Annotated in this window: 13 protein-coding genes and 2 pseudogenes; 13 read left to right on the top strand and 2 right to left on the bottom strand. The window is 47.1% G+C overall.

All coding sequences use genetic code 11. The features are described from left to right. Positions 1-15 precede the first annotated feature (15 nt). The 3 genes and pseudogenes from B5G11_RS01795 to B5G11_RS16610 form a co-directional block, all read left to right on the top strand. The gene (locus tag B5G11_RS01795; protein ID WP_087251967.1) at positions 16-762 is read left to right on the top strand and encodes a copper homeostasis protein CutC; all 747 of its coding nucleotides are present in this window, start codon (positions 16-18) and stop codon (positions 760-762) included. A gap of 72 nt (positions 763-834) precedes the next feature. Further along, entirely contained in the window at positions 835-3,426 is a 2,592-nt protein-coding gene (locus B5G11_RS01790) for a transglutaminase domain-containing protein (protein WP_144289658.1), read from the top strand. A 462-nt stretch (positions 3,427-3,888) separates the two neighbouring features. After that, positions 3,889-4,026: pseudogene (locus B5G11_RS16610) on the top strand (ATP-binding cassette domain-containing protein); the annotation flags it as partial. 323 nt (positions 4,027-4,349) lie between these two features. Here the strand turns inward: B5G11_RS16610 and B5G11_RS16605 are convergent. Beyond that, a pseudogene (locus B5G11_RS16605) lies at positions 4,350-5,198 on the bottom strand (AAA family ATPase); the annotation flags it as partial. A 183-nt stretch (positions 5,199-5,381) separates the two neighbouring features. Between B5G11_RS16605 and B5G11_RS01780 the strand changes: the two are divergent. From B5G11_RS01780 to B5G11_RS01755, 6 genes are all read left to right on the top strand, one after another. After that, a complete protein-coding gene (locus tag B5G11_RS01780) occupies positions 5,382-5,915 on the top strand; it encodes an XRE family transcriptional regulator (protein WP_087251964.1) in 534 nt (177 codons plus the stop codon). Positions 5,916-5,929: 14 nt separating this feature from the next. After that, complete coding sequence (locus B5G11_RS01775) at positions 5,930-7,507, top strand: ABC transporter ATP-binding protein (RefSeq protein ID WP_087251963.1); 1,578 nt, start codon at positions 5,930-5,932, stop codon at positions 7,505-7,507. Further along, complete coding sequence (locus B5G11_RS01770) at positions 7,508-8,350, top strand: ABC transporter permease (protein WP_087168912.1); 843 nt, start codon at positions 7,508-7,510, stop codon at positions 8,348-8,350. Then, positions 8,347-10,242, top strand: coding sequence for an extracellular solute-binding protein (locus B5G11_RS01765; protein ID WP_087251962.1), 1,896 nt, complete (start codon positions 8,347-8,349; stop codon positions 10,240-10,242). The genes B5G11_RS01770 and B5G11_RS01765 overlap by 4 nt, the downstream gene beginning before the upstream one ends. Positions 10,243-10,390: 148 nt before the next feature. Next, entirely contained in the window at positions 10,391-10,828 is a 438-nt protein-coding gene (locus tag B5G11_RS01760) for a MarR family transcriptional regulator (RefSeq protein ID WP_087251961.1), read from the top strand. After that, a complete protein-coding gene (locus tag B5G11_RS01755) occupies positions 10,821-12,164 on the top strand; it encodes an MATE family efflux transporter (RefSeq protein ID WP_087251960.1) in 1,344 nt (447 codons plus the stop codon). The genes B5G11_RS01760 and B5G11_RS01755 overlap by 8 nt, the downstream gene beginning before the upstream one ends. A 40-nt stretch (positions 12,165-12,204) precedes the next feature. Here the strand turns inward: B5G11_RS01755 and B5G11_RS01750 are convergent, their stop codons facing one another. Further along, positions 12,205-12,606 carry an AraC family transcriptional regulator gene (locus B5G11_RS01750; RefSeq protein ID WP_158099180.1) on the bottom strand — a complete coding sequence of 134 codons (402 nt, stop codon included), beginning with the start codon at positions 12,604-12,606 and terminating at the stop codon, positions 12,205-12,207. Positions 12,607-12,660: 54 nt separating this feature from the next. On the opposite strand from B5G11_RS01750, the gene miaB reads away from it, so the two are divergent. From miaB to mutL, 4 genes are all read left to right on the top strand, one after another. Next, positions 12,661-14,103 (top strand): tRNA (N6-isopentenyl adenosine(37)-C2)-methylthiotransferase MiaB, encoded by a 1,443-nt coding sequence (miaB, locus tag B5G11_RS01745; RefSeq protein ID WP_087251958.1) that lies wholly within the window; start codon positions 12,661-12,663, stop codon positions 14,101-14,103. An 81-nt stretch (positions 14,104-14,184) separates the two neighbouring features. Continuing rightward, on the top strand, positions 14,185-14,601 hold the full coding sequence (locus B5G11_RS01740) for a hypothetical protein (RefSeq protein WP_087251957.1): 417 nt from the start codon (positions 14,185-14,187) through the stop codon (positions 14,599-14,601). 134 nt (positions 14,602-14,735) lie between these two features. After that, positions 14,736-17,387: a DNA mismatch repair protein MutS gene (mutS, locus tag B5G11_RS01735; protein WP_330616825.1), complete on the top strand. Its 2,652-nt coding sequence runs from the start codon at positions 14,736-14,738 to the stop codon at positions 17,385-17,387. Positions 17,388-17,396: 9 nt separating this feature from the next. Beyond that, the gene (gene mutL / locus B5G11_RS01730; protein ID WP_087251956.1) at positions 17,397-19,358 is read left to right on the top strand and encodes a DNA mismatch repair endonuclease MutL; all 1,962 of its coding nucleotides are present in this window, start codon (positions 17,397-17,399) and stop codon (positions 19,356-19,358) included. Positions 19,359-19,367 lie beyond the last annotated feature (9 nt).

Below are 19,367 nucleotides of genomic sequence, written 5' to 3'. Positions count from 1 at the left end.
GAAAGAGGGAAGAATATGCAGGACTACATACTGGAAATCTGTGCAGACTCGGCAGAGTCTGCGATAGCGGCCGAAAAAGGCGGGGCCACAAGGCTGGAACTTTGCCAGAATCTGATTATCGGAGGGACAACGCCGGGCCCGAAACTCTTTGAGATAGTACGACACGCAGTGGAGATCCCGGTTCATGTGCTGATCCGACCAAGATTCGGTGACTTTTGTTACTCGGACTATGAGATGGAGCAAATAAAAGAGGAAATCAAAATGTTCCGGGAACTGGGAGCGGATGGAGTTGTCATCGGTGTGCTGAGCCCGGACGGAAGCATTGACCGGGAAAGGATGGAAAGACTTCTGGAAGAGCGGGGAGACATGTCGGTGACACTTCATCGGGCTTTTGATGTCTGCCGGGATCCGTTGAAATCACTTCAGACGGCAAAAGATCTTGGAATCCAGACGATTCTGACGTCCGGACAAAAGGACAGCTGCATGGAAGGAGCAGATCTTTTACGGGAACTTCAAAAAGAGAGTAGGGGTGAGATCCAGATTCAGGCAGGCGGAGGAGTGACACCGGAGAACCTGGAAGCACTTTTCTATCAGACCGGAATCCGGACATGGCATATGTCGGCGAAAACCGGAATTGAGAGCCGGATGGAATACCGGAATCCGGACGTTCATATGGGGATTGCGGATATCAGTGAATATAAGCTGTTCCAGACATCCGAAGAAAAGGTACGTCAGGCTATAGATATTCTAAAGCGGCTGTAGGAAAGAGTGTCTAAAACAGGAGAAAGAGAAAAGCAGATAAAAATCGAGCAGGAGACAAAGGAGAGAAAGCAGATGTTTTCAGAACAGAGCCGAAAGAAAATCGAGGAAGCATACCGTAAGGTCAAAGAGGATCTGGGGGATTTTATGGAACCGGTGGATCAGTATATACGGTCTCTTCCTGAAGCAGAAGCGGCTGCGATGCACTATCTTTACGCATCCATGCCGTACAGTGATATAGGGAATTATCCGGTGGAAACGTTTCTGGACTTTGCACGCCATGGAGTGTGGCTGTATAAACATAATACGTATGTACGGGAACTTCCGGAAGAATTGTTTTTGCAGTATGTTCTTTACCACCGGGTTAATGAGGAAGAAATCCGTCCGTGCAGGAGTCTGTTCTATCAGGAACTGAAAGATCAGATAGAAGGTAAAGATGCAGAAAAGACAGCGTTGGAAGTGAATTACTGGTGTGCGGGGGAAGTCTCCTATGAAGCGGGAGATGACCGGACTCTTTCGGCTCTTTCTGTCTGGCAAAGAGGATATGGACGATGCGGGGAAGAATCTGTCTTTACCGTCAATGCCCTTAGAAGTGCGGGGATTCCTGCCAGACAGGTGTATGCGCCGTACTGGTCCCATTGCGATGACAATCATGCCTGGGTAGAAGTGTGGATTGATGGAACGTGGCATTTTCTGGGAGCCTGTGAGCCGGAACCACTTCTGGATCTGGGCTGGTTTGAATATGCGGCTTCCCGGGCGATGCTGGTTCATTCCAGACGTTTCGATGGCAGAATCGAATCTGCAGGACAGGAGGATGCGGACCGGAAAAGCGAAATGGAAGAAGTGATTGGAAAAGACGGAATGGTCGTGATGGAAAACGTGCTTTCCAGATATGCCGATGATGTGAAGAAGATAGAAGTGACAGTAGTAGATGAGAAAGGACGTCCGGCCGCAGGAATTTCTGTGTGGTTTGAAGTGTTTAATTATGCCGCATTTCGCCCAATCGCACAGTGCCGGACGGATGAGCATGGCAAAGTTTCTCTCAGCACAGGGGCGGGAAGCCTTCATTTGTTCGCAGCAGGACAGGGACGGTATGCGGACGAAATTCTGGATACACGAGAGAGCAGAAGCTGTACATTGACACTTGCAAAACGGCTGGATTGCTGTCCGGAGACAGAAGGATGGAGAGATCTGGACCTGATTCCGCCACACGACCGTGCGCCGTTAGGCAAAAGGCCGAGTCCGGAGCAGAAGGAAAAAGGAAAAGAGCGCCTTGCTTTACTGAGAAACAAACAGGAGAACAAGCGAAAAGAATGGGTCAATCCGGAGAGGGAAGCATTTCTGAGCTGTCTGGAAACAAAAACTTCGCAGGAGCGGAAGCTGGGAGAGCAGTTACTCGAGACATTGACTGCAAAAGATCAGACAGATATCCGGTGCACCGTCCTTCTGGATTATCTGGAAGGAGTTCTTCCATACTGGAATACAGTACCGGAGGATATTTTTGTGACAGCACTTTTGAATCCGAGAGTGGAGGATGAAGTACTGACGGAATACCGTGGATGGTTTCAGAGGGAAATCAGCACCGAAGAACAGGAGAGGTATCGAAAGGATCCTGGCAGACTTTGGGAAAAGATTCAGAAGGAAGTCCGGGAATGTCCGGAACAGGAGCGAAGTACCGTACTCACGACACCAACAGCCTGTTACCGGATGCGGTGCGGCAGTGGTCGCTCGAAACGGATTCTTTTTGTTGCCATGGCAAGGAGTTTTGGAATCCCGGCAAGGCTTTGTCCGGAGGACGGAACAGTTCAGTACTGGAAAGACGGAACATTTTTGTCAGCTGATCCGGACCGGACAAAATCAGCAGTTCTCATACTACACGCGGAAAATCCAAAAATGTGGCGGTATGGTTTGAACTGGAGCATTACAAAATTAACGGAAGAGCAGGGAGATCCTCTCCGGCTTACAGACACGGGATGGGATAATGGAAAGAGAGAAATCCATCTGGAGAATGGAATCTACCGGATTCTGACATCTGTCCGTCTGCCAAATGGAACGGTTCACGCCAGGGAGTGTCAGATACTGCTTTCTTCCGGCTGCAGAAAAGAGATTGCACTGCAGCTCCGGGAAGAAAAACTTTCCGAAATGCTGGAGTCCCTCTCGCTTCCGGAATTTCCGGTGAGGGATCTGAATGGACAGGAAATTTCCTCCGGAATTCTGACAGAAGAGGGAAGTCATGTGCTGATCTGGGCAGGGGAAGGAGAGGAGCCGACGGAACATATTTTCAATGAAATGCTGGAAGAGAAGGAACGGTTTACTCCATGGGCTTCCCGGATTCTTCTGTTTGTCCGGTCAAAGCAGGCATGGGAACATCCTCTGTTTGCCAAAGTAATGGAGACGTTCCCACAGATCCAGGTGTATGAAGATGACTTTGAGGATCATGTTCCGGCAGTGGGAAGAAGACTGTATGTGGATCATGAAAAACTTCCAATTATCGCCGTGACAAAAGGCAGACTCAATGTGATTTATGGAACAAGCGGCTATCAGGTTGGCCTGGGAGATCTGCTGTTGCGGATTTTGGAAGAGGAGACATGCTATAACAGGCAGAGGAGAGATAATGAATCAGGAAGCACAGGAATATTACAATATTGCCGGATGGGGAAAAGATAAATTAAACTACCATAGAATTTCAAAGTTTCATACAAACAGACGAAGGCAGAGTGATACCGGATTTTATGCATGTCTATGATTTTTTGGAGAAAGATAGTATGGTACAGTATATAATAAAAATGAAGAAGAAACTATGATTAAGTCCCACATCTGTTTTCAGAATACAGTGGTTATTTTATAAATGTTTCAACGAAGCCGTATGACCGAAAGGTATAGCTTCTGAAGGCTCCCCAGTCTGTCTGGGGAGTTTTTCTTTTCATAGAGTTGGTATTTTATCTGAAGGGGTATATATTTACTTTTTTGTGTTGGATTACATGGAGAGGGGAATTATCAGCAAGTGGGCAAATGAGTTGGAAGTAAAGTGTTTGTTGCTACAGATTTTGGAAGAGGATAAAAGAGAAATTTCCGATGATCCTTGGTAAGGAAAAGGCCAAAGTCATGACAGAAGCTGCCCTGCGTTATACAAAACAGTTTCAGATTGAACATCTGCTCAAAAAGAATCCGTATGAGCTCTCCGGAGGAGAAAAGCAGAGAGTGGCAATTTGCCGGGCACTGATTAATAATCCAGACTTGGTACTGGCGGATGAGCCAACAGGGAATTCAGAAAGGAACTCGGAGAGCTTTTTACGGTCACCATCCAAAATACTGCGGTACAGTTCGGATAAATCTTTCATTTTTATTTTTTCTTCAAACCAGAGCAGGACAGTATGTTTATAGATATGCCGGACTTCCATGTTTGGAATTGCAAGCTCCATATAGATTTCGCCGTTTTCCTGATACTGTTTTCTTTTCTTGAGATAACCTGTAAAAAAGAGAAAATTCCACAAATAATCCTGGGAGGTGTCGATGTCGGCATAAGTGATGTCTTCGTGGACTGGTTTGATAATTGTACCTCCTGCAATCAAGGATTCGATTGTGTTCCCGAAGCAGTAGCCATCGTACCACTTCCTGATATCTTCCCGGCGGTCTTCCAGCTGATAATCCCGAAGCATCTGGTCCACCTCTTCTTGAGTAAATCCAAAGTGTTCCGCATAGGACTGATCCATGATGGAAATCATTGACAAATTGTTTAAGCCGGTAAAGATAGATTCTTTACTGATCCTTAAGCAGCCGGTGACGACAGCGAATTCTAGAGTGTCGTTCGTTTTGAGTGCAGATTCAAAGACAGATCGGATCAACGAGAGCATTTCCGGATAAAATCCGTGAAAATATGCATTCTCCAGAGGGACGTCGTATTCATCAATCAGGATAATGCAGCGGGTCTGAGAGGAGGCATAGAGACAGTCTGACAGAAATCTTAGCGATGTCAGGTATTCCTCTGGCGCTGCTTTTTGCTCCACAAATCGATTGTATTTTTCCTGCTTGTCTCTGGACTCCAGAGAAGAGACAAGCGAAGCGTGACGGTCAAATTCCCTTGCAATTTCCTCACGCAGACAGTAAAAAGCTGATTTAAAATCAGTCTGTTTTAATGATTTCAAAGAAAGTGTGATAACCGGATACTGTCCCATCTGATCCGTATAAGGATGGCCGGCATCCCAAATTTTAGTACCTTCAAAGAGAGGGGCTGGATTCACATCAGACTTTTCAAAAAAATACCGCAGCATACTGAGATTTAAAGTTTTACCAAAACGGCGCGGGCGTGTGAACAGATTGACTTTCCCTTTCAGATCGATCAGATCTTTGATCAGTAATGTCTTATCTATATAGTAATATCCTTTTTCAATGAGTTCTGCATAATTTTCAATGCCGACAGGCAGCGGGATCCAGCTCATGAAATATTCCTCCTATTTTTTGATATGATTTTATTTTACTACTTAGTAGAAAATGGTGCAAGCAAAGGAAATGTGAAAAAATCATCAAAACCTGTTGCATTTTGTCGTCGAGGATGTATAATTAGATTCGGTTCGCATATTTTGAACAAAAAGTATAGTATTAGAAAACCGGAGGTGCGGTAAGTGGACATTGGAAAGAAACTGAAAGAACTGAGGCTCCAAAATGATCTGACGCTTGGAGATCTTGCGTCCCGCAGCGAGCTGACAAAGGGATTTCTCTCACAGGTGGAGCGTGGGCTGACGACGCCGAGTATTGCGACGCTGGAGGATATCCTGGAGGCGCTGGGAAGTAATCTGTCCGATTTCTTTCATGAAGAGGAAGAGAAACAGATCGTGTTTCCTGTACAGGATTTCTTTGTGGATGAGCAGGAAGATTATACGATCGAATGGATTGTCCCAAACGCGCAGAAAAATGAGATGGAGCCGATCATTCTGACACTGCATCCGAGAAAAAAGAGTCATGTGCTCTCTGCTTATCAGGGCCAGGAGTTCGGTTATGTGCTGAAAGGAAGCGTAACCATCGTACAAGAGGGGAAAAAGTATAAGGTAAAGGCTCATGAGACGTTCTATATGGACGGGTCCAAGAGTCATTATCTGTACAATCACGGTACCGGCGATGCGAAGATCCTCTGGATCACAACGCCGCCGATGTTCTAGGAAGGAGAAATGAGATGGAAGAGAAAAAACTGATCGAGTTTCGCAATATTGTGAAAAATTTTGACGGCCAGATTGTCTTAAAAGGAATCAATCTGGATATTTATGAGAATGAATTTGTCACTCTTTTAGGTCCAAGCGGCTGTGGTAAGACAACACTTTTGCGTATTCTTGGGGGCTTTCTGGATGCGGACGAAGGTTCTGTGATCTTTGACGGGGAGGAAATCAGTAAAAAGCCTCCTTATGAGAGAGAGTTAAATACGGTTTTTCAGAAATATGCCTTGTTTCCGCATCTGAGTGTATATGAAAATATCGCTTTTGGACTGAAAATCAAGAAGATGAGTAAGGACGTCATCGACCAGAAGGTCATGAAGATGCTGAAGCTGATTGGACTTGAGGGATACGAAGATAAAAATACGACACTTCTTTCCGGCGGGCAGCAGCAGCGTGTTGCCATCGCAAGAGCGCTGGTAAATGAGCCGAAGGTCCTTCTGCTGGACGAGCCTCTGGCGGCGCTGGATTTGAAACTCCGCAAGGAGATGCAGTACGAGCTGAAACGGATTCAGCAGGAGGTCGGAATTACCTTCATCTTTGTTACCCATGACCAGGAAGAAGCGCTGACCATGTCTGATAAAATCGTGGTCATGAAAAACGGGGAAATCCAGCAGGTAGGATCTCCGGAGGACATCTACAATGAACCGGCAAACCGTTTTGTAGCGAATTTTATCGGGGAGAGTAATATTATTCCGGGAACCATGGTAGAAGATTACAAGGTGCGTTTCGATGACATTACCTTTGACTGTGTGGACTTTGGATTTAAGGAGAATGAACCGGTCGATGTGGTCATCCGCCCGGAGGATATTGACATCGTGGATGTCAAAGACGGTAAGATGACAGGAGAAGTATTAAGTGTCCTGTTTAAAGGTGTCCATTATGAGATCATGGTGGAGACGGTTCCGGGAACAAGTGTCACCGTCAATATGCGTGTGATCCGGAATCAGGATGTAAAGAGTGAGGACGGCAAAGAGATGATCAGCGCCAATGATTTCTACGTGGATATCGACGACGTGGAAGAACTGGACGACAAGGAGATCATCGCCCTTTCCAATGCCCAGGCGTGGGATCCGGCGGCAGATGAACTGATTTCTATCGCCAAGGTAGAGTACAGTCTGGAAAAAGAAGAAGGAAAATATCCGGTTACTTTCTCCACATCCAACGGAACAAGTATTGAGAGAAATATCTATGTAGTGGATCAGCCGTTTGTTAAGAATGAAAAGGCAAATGAAGGTGTCATGGCATTCAACTTCTTTAAAACAGTGGACGAGATCACAGAGTCACAGGCTCTTGATACAGATCTGAAGACCTGGGCCGGAGCACAGGGCTGGAAGCTCAGTAATGAAGATGAATCCGTAGATCTCAGCGTTGACTACGATTTTGAGCCGGAGGATGTCAAAGAGGGCGTATACCAGATCACCTTCTCCACGACAGGCCGGGAATTCAAAATCCATACAACGGATTATACCGAAGAGGGACAGGAGGTAGGGCTTACCTTTTTCCCGGAGGATATCCACGTTATGTCCAAGGAGGTATTCTAAATGAAACGATTTTCAAAGCTGGCAGTCCCGTATATTATCTGGGCTGCGTTGATGCTGGTACTTCCTATGGCGCTGATTGCCATGTATTCGGTTATGGAGCCGGGAAATAGTATTATTTCCTTCTCCCTGACACTGGATCATTACATCAAGTTCTTTACAGACCCGGATTTCCTTCTGATTTTGTGGAGATCTTTGTTGATTGCAATTAAGACAACAATTATCTGTCTGATCCTTGGTTACCCGGCAGCGTACTTTATTGCCAGGAGCAGTGAAAAAGTACAGAATATTCTGATTCTCTGCATTACGATTCCGATGTGGATCAACATGCTGGTAAGAACCTACGCATGGATCGGCCTTCTCAGCGAGGGCGGAATCATTCAGCGGATCCTTGGAATTTTCGGGCTGGGAGATGTCGAGCTTTTGTATACAGAAGGATCAGTACTCCTTGGTATGGTGTACAATTTCCTTCCATTTATGATTCTGCAGATTCAGACGTCTTTAAGCAAGATGGATCATTCCCTTTTGGAGGCAAGCGCGGATCTTGGAGCAAGTCCGGCGCAGACTTTCCGGAGGGTAACGCTTCCGCTTTCCCTTCCGGGAGTCATCAACGGAATTACGCTGGTATTCCTTCCGGCAGTCAGTTCCTTCTTTATCCCGAAACTTTTGGGAGGCGGACAGTATTTCCTCATCGGAAATATGATTGAAAACCAGTTTATTACAGTTGGAGAGTGGAACTTCGGAAGTGCCATCTCCATGATTATGGCAGTGATCATGATGCTTCTGATGATGCTCGTGCGTAAAATTGAAACAAGAAATCAGGGCGGAAAGGGGGCAAAAGCATGAAAAAGAAGAAACGTACTTTAGGGAAGGCTTTGATGATTCTGATGATCGCATTTTTCTATTTGCCGATCCTCTATATGATCATCTTTTCCTTCAATGACGGAAAATCGCTGACCAGCTTTACCGGATTTTCCCTTCGCTGGTATCAGCACATGCTGGAGTCCCAGGACATGATGACCGCGCTCTATACCACCTTTAGTATCGCGATTCTTGCGACGATTGTGGCAACTGTCATAGGTACGGTGGCGGCAATCGGATTGTCCAGTTCCAGAAAGGTAATCCGCAATATCATGGAACAGGTAAACAACCTTCCGATGATGAATCCGGAGATCGTGACAGCCATCGGTTTCATGCTTCTGTTCATCACCTTCAAGGTGGAAAAAGGGTATGTTACCATGCTTCTGGCACATATTGCCTTCTGTATTCCTTATGTTATGCTTTCCGTTATGCCGAAGATCCGCTCTCTGGATCCGAACCTGGCGGATGCGGCGATGGATCTGGGGGCAACACCGTTCAAGGCACTGACCAAAGTCATTGTGCCGCAGATTACACCGGGAATTGTCTCCGGTGCGCTGATTGCATTTACCATGTCAGTGGATGACTTTATTATTTCCTACTTTGTCACAGGAAGCGGCGTGAAGAACTTAAGTATTGTGGTATACACAATGAGTAAGCGTGTCAACCCGAGTATCAATGCAGTATCTACCCTTGTGGTAGTCATCATCACCATCGTGCTCCTTGTGATCAATCTGGCTCCGGTTATAGCGGCGAAGAGAGTGAAAAAGGGCGGCGCCGTGAAACGGAAAAGATGGGTACCGGCTGTTGCGGTATGCTGTGTTCTTGTGGTTGCCGTTGCCGCGCTGCAAAGAGGAGGCATCACAGGCAAGGATCGTCCTTTCGAAGGACAGACACTCCATATTTACAACTGGGGTGAGTACACCGGGGAAAATATTATCGGTGATTTCGAAGAAGAGACCGGCGCTACAGTTGTGATGGAAAACTTCGATTCCAATGAGCAGATGTACATTAAGGTGGCAAACGGAGAAGCCTACGACATTCTCGTCCCAAGTGATTATATGATTCAGCGTCTGATTGAGGAAGATTATCTGCAGAAGCTGGATAAATCAAAGCTGGACTGCTTTGACAAGCTGTCCGATGCGGTACTTGGCCTTCCGTACGATCCGAACAATGACTATTCCGTTCCGTACTTCTGGGGTACCGTGGGAATCGTGTATGACAAGACGAAGGTAGACATCGAAGATCTGGAGAGAGAAGGATACAATATTTTCCTCGATCAGAAGTACAAAGGAGATGTTTATCTGTACGATTCCGAGCGAGATTCCTTTATGATGGCGTTAAAAGCACTTGGATATTCCATGAATACCGAGAACGAGGCAGAGTTAAATGAAGCATACGAATGGCTCGTACAATGTGTGGAAACGATGGATACGGAAATCGTAACAGATGAGATCATTGACAACATGGCTCAGGGAAGAAAAGCGCTCGGACTGATCTATTCCGGTGACGCAAGTTATGTCATGGCCGAAAATGAAGACATGGGCTACTTCATGCCGGAGACCGGAACCAACCTCTGGTCTGATGCCATGGTGATTCCGAAAAACGCCAAGAATCCGGATCTTGCTCATGCATTTATCAATTATGCAAGCGATTATGACGGCGCATATGATAACTCCAGCTATGTAGGATATACCTCGGCCAACCAGGAGGTTATGGATGACCTTTCCGGGGAAGGCGGAGACTATGAAGGAATCAATGCCTACATCCCGCGGACGGACAATGAAAACGATGAAGTTTTTGAGTACAATGCGGATACGAAAAAGATTATCAGTGATCTCTGGAGCCGCGTCAAGATTGCGGCAAGTAACGCAGGTTAAAAGAGAATAAAAAAAGGGAAGACTTTCTTCTGCAGAAAAGCGGGAGCAGGTCTTCTTTTTTGTGTGCAGAAAATAAAAATTGACATTTCTTAGGAAACGAACTAAAATATTTAGGAACCGAAACAATTACAGAGGAGTGTGAACCTGCATGGAAACAGGAAAAATGATAAACCGGATTTCCAACCGGCTCCGGAGACGTTCCAGAAAGGTGCAGGAGACCCTGGGTATTACCGGAGCAAAAGGGAATGTGCTGGATTATATTCTGGTGGAAAGTGAAAAACACAACGTGTATCAGAAAGAGATTGAAAAGGAATTTGACCTTCGTCCTTCTACAGCGACAGAAGTATTAAAGCATCTGGAGGAGGAAGACCTGATTGTCCGTGTACCGGACGAAGAGGACGGACGGCTGAAAAAGATTGTCTTTACGGAAAAAGCAAAGGCGATCCGAAGTGCCCTCCGGTCGGAAATCGAGCAGTCGGAAGAAGTTCTGCTGCGTGGCATTTCCAGAGAAGAGCAGGCTGTATTTATGAAGATTACAGCTAAAATGCTGGAAAATCTGGAAGAGGAGGAGAAGAGAAATGAATGAGAATGAACTGATGGGACAGATGAAAATCTCAAAGGCCGTGGCAAAGATGGCTGTTCCCAGTGTCATCAGCAGTCTTGTGACAGTCGTCTACAACATGGCGGATACCTTTTTCGTGGGACAGACCGGGGATCCGCTTCAGGTGGCGGCTGTTAGCCTGACCAATCCGATTTTTATTCTGATGATGGCGTTTGCCAACATGTTCGGGATGGGAGGAAGCGCAGTCCTTTCCATGGCCCTCGGTGCGAAAAATGAGAAACGGGCAAGGCAGACTTCATCCTTTGTCACCTATGCCTCTCTGATTGTCGGAATACTGTTTGCAGTAATCCTGATCGTCTTTATGGATCCGATTATGGCAGTGTTTGGCGCCAATGCAGAGACATATGAGTTTGCAAAAGGGTATACCTTCCACATTTCTTATGGCGCGCCGTTCATCATCTGGTCAGCGGCTGCCAGCTTTATTGTCCGGGCGGAAGGATCCAGTAAGGAGGCGATGATCGGAAGCATGATCGGAACGGTCGCTAATATTATTCTGGATCCGATCTTTATTTCCGTACTCAATCAGGGAACAGCCGGCGCGGCAATCGCGACGACCATTGGAAATATCCTGGCAAGTGGTTATTATCTCTGGTATTTCCTGAAGAAAAGCAAAGTGCTTTCGCTGAAATGGAGTGACTTTACCGTCCGGGAGTCAATCCTGACGAAGGTCTGCGGTTCCGGTCTCCCGACGGCAATTTTCTCTGCTCTCATGAGTGTTTCCACCATTGTGCTCAACCAGCTTCTGGTGGTCTATGGCAATGACCCGGTGGCGGCCATCGGAATTGTATTCAAGGCCAATATGTTTATCACCTTTTTGCAGATGGGAATTGCAAATGGAGTGCAGCCGCTGCTTGGTTACAATTACGGCGCCGGAAATATGAAGCGGTTCCGCGGTGTGGAATCCTACACAAAGAAATGCTGTCTTGTGGCAGGAATTGCGGCAACGGCATTGTATTTCCTGTTCCGGGAACAGATCATCCGTCTCTTTATCAGCGACAATGAGGTCGTTTCCTACGGTGTGGATATGCTTGTTGCCTATATGCTCTCCGGACCCGTGATCGGATTTCTTTTCGTGAATATGAACTGTATGCAGTCCGTAGGAAGGGCGCTCCCGGCCACGATTCTTTCAGTGCTTCGACAGGGAATTCTCCTGATTCCGTTATTATATCTGCTTCGTGCGCTGTTTGGGCTAAACGGCGTGATTCTCGGACAGTCCGTGACAGACTATCTCGCGGTCATTTTGTCCTTCTTCCTGTGGAGGAAAATCCGGAAATTACTGGAAAAACAGGCGGCACGTTAAGGCCGTCTGTCTCTCCGGTTCTCATCCCGCCCTCAGGAAGTCAGCTCTTTTTTCTCATCTTATATTCCAGGGGCGTAAGCCCTGTCTTTTCTTTAAATTTGCTGATAAAATAGCTTGCGGAAGTAAATCCGGACTGGACAGCGATTTCCGTGACGCTGTTGTCTGTGTTATCCAGCAGAAACAGTGCCTGAGAAAGCCGGTATTCATTCAGATAATCAGAGATGGACATATTCATCATCTTCTTAAAATATCTGCAGCATGCACTTCGGCAAAGATTTACAGAATCACAAAGCTCATCAAGAACAAATTTTTTCTGATAATTTTTCTGCAGGAAATCAATCATTTTCAACAGTCTGAAGTGCACCGGGAAATCACAGAGGAAGATGAGATTTTTTACGATCACGGGAAACGGATCTCGGAGCATATTGTACTTGACATTCATGGATAATTTCGTTAGTCTTTTCCTTATAATACTATTGAGGAAAGAGAGCGCTATATGATGCAGACAAATGAAAATGCAATTGAACATATACCGGTAACAGAACCGGAACGGCAGTATTACTTTATTGAAAAGTGCAAAGACTATGTCAGGAAGATTTCAGAGGAGCTGGGACGTCCGCTGACAGCGGCGGTCATCACATTTGGCTGTCAGATGAATGCCAGAGACTCCGAAAAGCTGACCGGAATTCTTGAGAAGATCGGTTACACGATGATTGATCAGGAGGAAAAGGCGGATTTCGTTATCTACAATACCTGTACGGTCAGAGAAAATGCGAATCAGAGAGTCTATGGAAGACTTGGTCAGCTGAACCGTGTCAAAAGGAAAAATCCACACATGCTGATCGGACTCTGCGGCTGTATGATGCAGGAGCCGCATGTGGTGGAAAAGCTGAAAAAGAGCTACCGGTTTGTAGATCTGATTTTCGGAACCCACAATATTTATAAATTTGCGGAAGTGCTTGCCACCCGGTTTGAATCCGAACGGATGGTCATTGATATCTGGAAGGATACAGACCGGATCGTGGAGGATCTTCCGAGCGAGCGGAAATATTCGTTTAAATCAGGAGTCAATATCATGTTTGGCTGCAATAACTTCTGCAGCTACTGTATTGTACCGTATGTCAGAGGACGGGAACGGAGCCGGAATCCGCGGGATATCATCCGGGAAATCGAAAATCTGGCAGCGGATGGCGTGAAAGAAGTCATGCTTCTGGGACAGAATGTCAATTCTTATGGAAAGACGCTGGAGGAACCGATGACGTTTGCGGAGCTTTTACGGGAAGTGGAAAAGATCGACGGCCTGGAACGAATCCGCTTTATGACGTCCCATCCGAAGGATCTGTCCGATGAACTCATTGAAGTCATGCGGACTTCCAAAAAGATCTGCCATCATCTGCATCTTCCGGTACAGTCCGGAAGCACGGAGATTTTAAAAAAGATGAACCGCAGATATACAAAGGAACAGTATCTGGAGCTTGTACACAAAATCCGGGAAGCAGTGCCGGACATCTCCCTTACAACCGACATTATTGTAGGATTTCCGCAGGAGACAGAAGAAGATTTTGAGGAGACGCTGGATGTGGTGAGAAAGGTACGCTACGACAGTGCGTTTACCTTTATCTATTCCAAACGGACCGGAACACCGGCAGCAGTTATGGAAGGGCAGGTGCCGGAGGATGTGGTGAAAGACCGCTTTGACCGCCTGTTAAAAGAAGTTCAGACGATCGCTTCCGAAGAGTGTGCAAAGCATGAAGGAACCATTCAGACCGCACTGGTAGAGCAGGTCAACGAACACGATCCATCTCTTGTGACAGGAAGACTTGGCAACAACCTGCTTGTTCATTTTCCGGGAACAAAAGAGCAGATCGGAAAACTCATCGATGTGAAGCTTCTGGAGTGTAAAGGATTTTATTACATTGGAGAAGCAGTGGAAAAATAATCCGTCAGCCTGACAGATGTATAATGCCGGAAATAACGCCCACACTATGTATGGAAATGTACAAAAGTGAGGGCGTTTTTTATGAAAAAATTAAGTGAATACTTATTTCTGTGGGCAGTCGGAGGCTGCCTTTATTATACATTTGAAATTGTTTTCCGGGGATTTTCCCACTGGACCATGTTCGTACTTGGCGGCCTGTGTCTTGTATTCTGCACGGCCCAGGGGCGGGCGGGAAGATGGAGGGATCCGCTGGGAATCCAGATTTTACGGTGCATGATCTTTGTGACTTCCTGCGAATTTATTACAGGAATCATTGTCAACAAATGGCTGAATCTCGGCATCTGGGACTACAGCAACGTACCGTTTCAGCTATTTGGCCAGATCTGCCTGCCCTTTATGGCGCTGTTTGGGTTTCTATGTACAATCGGAATCTATCTGGGCGGCTATCTGCTGCATGTGCTTTACGGGGAAGAAAAGCCGAAAATCCCCATTTGGTAACAAAAACGAAATTTTACTTTTGCTGCCCGGAAAATGGTGATATAATGTAATATCAGGGCAAAGTTCCCTGAACACGAAAACAGGAAGTAAAAAAGATAAAATAGAACAAGCAGCAAAAGAAAAGGAGAACAAAAGTGGCAGAATTAACACCAATGATGCAGCAATATATGGAAACGAAAAAAGAATATAAGGACTGCATTTTATTTTATCGTCTTGGGGATTTTTATGAAATGTTTTTTGACGACGCACTGACGGCGTCCAAAGAGCTGGAAATTACTCTGACCGGGAAGAACTGCGGCCTGGAAGAGCGCGCGCCGATGTGCGGGGTGCCGTATCATGCAGTAGACAGTTACCTGTCCCGGCTGGTGGAGAAGGGATATAAGGTTGCCATCTGTGAGCAGGTGGAGGATCCGAAGCAGGCGAAAGGGATCGTGAAAAGAGAGGTCATCCGGATCGTCACTCCGGGAACCAACATCGATTCCATGACAAGGGATGAGACGAAGAATAATTATATCATGTCCATTGTCTATGACGCGGGAAGATACGGAATCTCTATTGCGGACGTTTCCACCGGAGATTATTTTGTGACAGAAACAGACAGCGAGAGCAAGCTGTTTGATGAGATTTATAAATTTTCACCATCCGAGATTATCTGCAACGAGGCGCTTTATGTAAGCGGAATTCAGCTGGAAGATCTGAAAAACCGGATGCATGTTGCCATTTCCTCTCTGGATGCATGGTATTTTGACGAGGAACTTTGTAAAAAAGCATTGAAAGAACATTTTCAGGTGGCATCTCTGGAGAGTCTTGGAATCGCCGATTATGACTGCGGCGTGACCGCTTCCGGAGCGCTTCTTCAGTATTTGATCGAGACACAGAAGACGTCCCTTGCCCACCTGACGAAGCTGACCACGTATTCCACAGGAAAATATATGGTGCTGGACAGTTCCACAAGGAGAAATCTGGAACTCTGCGAGACTCTGCGGGAGAAGCAGAAACGGGGCTCCCTTCTCTGGGTGCTGGATAAGACAAAAACAGCCATGGGAGCCAGACTCCTGCGGAAATATGTGGAGCAGCCGCTGATTGATAAAGAGGAGATTACGAAGCGTCTGGATGCGGTGGAGGAGCTTTTAAAGGAGGCAATTTCCAGGGAAGAGATCCGGGAATATCTGTCCTCGGTCTACGACCTGGAGCGTCTGGTAGGACGGATTTCCTATCAGTCAGCCAATCCAAGAGATCTGACAGCCTTCAAGGCGTCCCTATCCATGCTGCCGCATATCCGGACGATTCTGGGAGACATGAAGAGTCCGCTGCTTCAGAAACTGTATGACGATATTGATCCGCTGGAGGATCTGTGCAGTCTGGTGGAAAATGCAATCATTGACGATCCGCCGATGGCAATGAAGGAAGGCGGAATCATACGGGACGGTTACCATGAAGAGGTAGACCGCCTTAGAAAAGCAAAGACGGACGGAAAGACCTGGCTTGCCGAGCTGGAGCAGAAAGAACGGGAAAAGACCGGTATCAAAAATTTAAGAATCAAGTATAACAAGGTGTTCGGATACTATCTGGAAGTAACAAATTCTTTCAAAAATATGGTGCCGGATTACTATACAAGAAAGCAGACACTGACCAATGCGGAGCGTTACATTATTCCGGAGCTCAAGGAGCTGGAGGATCTGATCCTTGGAGCTGAGGATAAGCTGTATGCGCTGGAATATGAGCTTTACTGTGACGTACGAAACCGGATTGCGGATGAGATTGTCCGGATTCAGACGACGGCGAGGGCGGTCGCAGCGGTGGATGCTTTTGCCTCCCTGGCACTTGTAGCAGAGCGGAATCATTACGTGCGTCCGAAAATCAATGAAAAGGGAACCATTGATATCAAGGATGGCAGACATCCGGTCGTGGAGAAGATGATCCCGAATCATATGTTTATCGCAAATGATACATACCTGGATGACAAGAAGAACCGGGTGGCCATCATTACAGGGCCGAATATGGCCGGGAAGTCCACGTATATGAGACAGACCGCACTGATTGTACTGATGGCGCAGATCGGCTCCTTTGTTCCGGCTTCCCAGGCCAATATCGGGCTGGTGGACCGGATCTTTACGAGGGTCGGGGCATCCGATGACCTGGCATCCGGCCAGAGTACCTTTATGGTGGAGATGACTGAGGTTGCGAATATTCTTCGTAATGCCACGAGCAAAAGTCTTCTGATTCTTGACGAGATCGGAAGGGGAACGAGTACCTTTGACGGTCTCTCGATTGCCTGGGCGGTGGTGGAGCATATCAGCAATGCCAGACTGCTGGGGGCAAAGACGCTCTTTGCGACTCATTATCATGAGCTTACCGAGCTGGAAGGAAAGATCGACAGCGTCAACAATTACTGTATTGCAGTCAAGGAAAAAGGCGATGACATCGTATTTCTGCGTAAAATTGTAAAAGGCGGGGCGGACAGAAGCTATGGAATTCAGGTGGCAAAGCTTGCAGGCGTGCCGGAGACTGTCATCACCCGTGCAAAGGAGATTTCCGAGGAGCTTTCCGATGCGGATATTACGACGCGGGTACGCGAAATGAGCGTGCAGGGACAGGAGACGAAGGCAAAAGAAAAGCCGAAGAAAATGGATGTCGTGGACATGGCTCAGATGTCTCTGTTTGACACGGTATCGGACAATGATGTGATTGAAGAGATCAAGGGAATGGATATCAGCCGTATGACACCGATGGATGCGATGAATACTCTGTATCAGCTTCAGAACAAGCTGAACAACCGGTGGTAAGGAGGAACGATGGGAAAGATTCAGGTTTTAGATCAGGTTACAATCGATAAGATCGCCGCCGGAGAGGTGGTAGAACGCCCGGCCTCCGTAGTCAAGGAGCTGGTGGAGAATGCGATCGATGCCAGGGCAACCGCTGTGGAGGTGGAAATCGAGGACGGCGGAATTTCGCTGATCCGGATTGCGGACAACGGGACCGGGATGGAGCCGGACGATGTGCGGAATGCCTTTTTGCGCCATTCTACAAGTAAGATCCGCCAGGTAGATGATCTGATGCATATCTCCTCTCTGGGATTCCGCGGTGAGGCGCTTTCCAGTATTGCGGCAGTTTCCCAGATCGAGATGATTACAAAGGGACGGGATAACGTCCTTGGAACCTCGTATCAGATTTCCGGTGGAAAAGAGATTTCCATGGAAGAGACCGGAGCGAAGGACGGAACAACCTTTCTTGTGCGCCAGCTGTTTTACAACGTGCCTGCCAGAAGAAAGTTCCTGAAAACCCCGATGACGGAAGCCAGTCATGTCAGCGATCTGATGACCCGGCTTGCCCTGTCCCGGCCGGATATTTCCTTTCAGTTTGTCAACAACGGGCAGGAGCGGATGCATACGTCGGGGAATGGCCGCTTAAAGGATGTGATATACCATATTTATGGACGGGAAATCACGGCCAGTCTGATCGAGATTTCTGTGGAAAATGAAGAGATCCGGCTTTCCGGATTTATCGGAAATCCGACCGTGACACGGGGAAACCGGAATTTTGAGACATTTTTTGTGAACGGACGATATATCAAGAGCGGGATTCTTTCAAAAGCAGTGGAAGATGCGTATAAAGATTTTACGATGCAGCATAAATATCCGTTTGTGGTACTGCATCTTGAAATTCTGGGAGAGGAGATAGACGTCAATGTTCACCCGACCAAGATGGAGCTGCGGTTCGGGCATCAGCAGGAAGTGTACCGCTTCCTGTATGAGGCAGTATCAAAGGCGCTGCACGGAAGAGATCTGATTCCAAGAGTCGAGGCGCCGGAAGCGCCGAAGGCTCCTGTGCCGGAACAAAAGAAAGAAATACCGGCAGCCGCAGAACCGCCTGTCAGACCGGAGGAAAAACCGGAAGCAAAGAAACCGGTTCCGGAGCCGGAAAAGAGGGATTTAAACTACTTTATGGAACGGATGAAGGAGCGGGTGACCTCCTATCATAATCAGTATGCATCGGCAGAGGTAAAAGACCGGAGCGATATTCACAAACCGGCCGTAGACAGCGGACGCATCCGGGAGGCGGTATCTTACCGAGCCAGAACAGAAGGGAAAAAAGACGAAATCAAGAACCAGAAGCCGGAACAGACGGCGGAGCAGCTTACGCTTTTTGATGAAAAGCTGCTGGATGAGGCATCTGTACCGGACTATCAGATCATCGGACAGGTCTTTGATACTTACTGGATTGTCCAGCTTCATGACAGCATGTACATTATCGACCAGCATGCGGCTCATGAGCGGGTGCTGTACGAGCGGACATTAAAGGGAATGAAGACGAGGGAATATACGTCTCAGTACATCAGTCCTCCGATTATTCTGGATCTGTCCATGCAGGAGGCGGAGCTCTTTCGCAGGTACATGGACCGGTTTACCAGAATCGGGTTTGAGATCGAGCCTTTTGGGGGAGATTCCTTTGCAGTGCGCGCAGTGCCGGACAATCTGTTCAGTGTGGCAAAAAAGGAACTGCTTATGGAGATGATCGACAGTCTTTCCGATGAGGTCAGTACGAACATGACGCCGGAGATTCTGGATGAAAAGATTGCATCCATGTCCTGTAAGGCGGCAGTAAAAGGAAATTCCAGACTGTCAAGAGCGGAAGTGGAGGAACTTCTAAAGGAGCTTTTGAAGCTTGACAATCCATATCACTGCCCGCACGGGCGTCCGACGATTATTGCCATGACAAAGAGGGAACTGGAAAAGAAATTTAAACGAATCATATAGATAGGGTGA

The organism is Drancourtella sp. An57, from assembly GCF_002161525.1.
Taxonomy (GTDB): domain Bacteria; phylum Bacillota; class Clostridia; order Lachnospirales; family Lachnospiraceae; genus Sellimonas; species Sellimonas catena.
This window is presented reverse-complemented; position numbering and strand designations above follow the sequence as displayed.